Raw genomic sequence first — 1434 nt, forward strand, 5'->3', positions numbered from 1 at the left:
CATCCGGTCTTTTGCCCGCCAGGCGACCGCTAAGATCCATCCGGGGGTCTGGCCCCGGGTGGCGCTCGCCCACGACCAGGGCCCGGCCGTGCGCACACTGCGGGCGGCGGCGGGCCTGGAGTCGGTGGTGACCGAACGCGACCTGGAACAGCGCGACCGGGTGACGCTGGGTCGCCAGCCCCTGAACTAGTCGGCGACGCTCAGTTGAACGCGGCGATTGAGCGCGCGACCGGCGTCGGTGTCGTTGTCGGCCACGGGGCGCGATTCGCCCAACCCTTGCGAAGACAGCCTTCCGGCATCCACGCCCTGGCCGGCAAGCCACTGCATCACCGCGGCCGCGCGCCGCTGGGACAGGCCAAGGTTGTAGGCCGTGTCACCCTCGCTGTCGGTATGGCCGGTGATCACCAGCCGGAGCGATTTGTCGGCGGTCAGCACGCCCAGCACCTGCTGCAGGGTGGCGTCTGACTCGGGCTTGAGCGTGGCTTTGGCGGAGTCGAAGTAAATGCCGTGCAGGTCCACGGCGCCGTCCCGCGCCAGTTGCCCGGCCAGCGACTCGCTGTCCTTGCCAAGCGGAGCCAACTCCAGCACCACATCCACGGTTTGCCCGTCTTCCAGGTCGCTGGCTTCGCTGTCGCCGGCGTGGTCGGGCTTGCTGCCGCTGGTGACCACCATGCCGGCGGGCACCTGCAGCAGCTCGAACCGGCCCTGCTCGTCCGTGAGGGCCTGGCGCACGTTGGCCGCCGACACCAGCACGCCGGCGAGCGGCTTGCCCGAACCGGCGGTAACCGCGGTGCCGCGCACCGTGCCCGAATAGCGATAGCCCTTGGGGTTGACGAGCAGCCGGGCGAAATCGACCGCGAAGCCGTCGCCGGCGTCATGGTCGGGGTCGTCGATGCGGATCTCGAGTTTGCCTTCGGCCAGCAGGTCCAGGTATTCAGGCAGCAGTTGGAGGGTCAGCAGCTTTCCGATCGGGCCGGTTTGGTCGAGCGAATTGAGCACCACCGGCAGGTCGGTGGTTTCGCGGCCGTCCAGCCAGACGCGAAAACGGCTGCCCATGCTGGGTGACTGGAAATCGTCAACGAAAAGCTGCAGCGCCGCCGAGGTCACGGCCAGGCCCTGCAGGTCAAATTCCAGCAACAGGGACTGCGGCAGGTTGTCCGGACGCGAGGTTTCATAGGTATAGCCGTCGCGGGAGCCGGCGCCCGCGCCGTAGCCGCTGACCACCATGATCCGATCGGTGCCCGGGGGATCATCGGTGCCGGGCTGGAAAGGGAAGGGGTGCGCTGGCGTGGACCTGCCGCTGAAGGGCGTGAAGCCCGCGGGCCAGCCGAAGCCGAGATTGTCGATGTCGCCCAACTGCACGACCAGGTCGGCCTCGGCTCCGTCCCGGGTGACGGCGGTGGCCTGCGGCCAGGTGTCGTCGTCGGCGGTGGC

1 protein-coding gene and 1 pseudogene are annotated in these 1434 nt (G+C 69.1%); one reads left to right on the top strand and one right to left on the bottom strand.

Annotated elements, in window-relative coordinates; translation table 11 throughout:
• Positions 1–190 (top strand): annotated as a pseudogene (locus K0M70_RS15015) (protein-(glutamine-N5) methyltransferase, release factor-specific); the annotation flags it as partial.
• Here K0M70_RS15015 and K0M70_RS15020 read toward each other — a convergent pair.
• Positions 187–1434, bottom strand: a 1248-nt coding sequence (locus K0M70_RS15020) for an OmpA family protein (RefSeq protein WP_290783316.1), incomplete at its 5' end; no start/stop codon positions are given. The pseudogene K0M70_RS15015 and the gene K0M70_RS15020 overlap by 4 nt on opposite strands.

This window comes from Arenimonas sp. (assembly GCF_019459675.1).
Classification (GTDB): Bacteria; Pseudomonadota; Gammaproteobacteria; order Xanthomonadales; family Xanthomonadaceae; genus Arenimonas.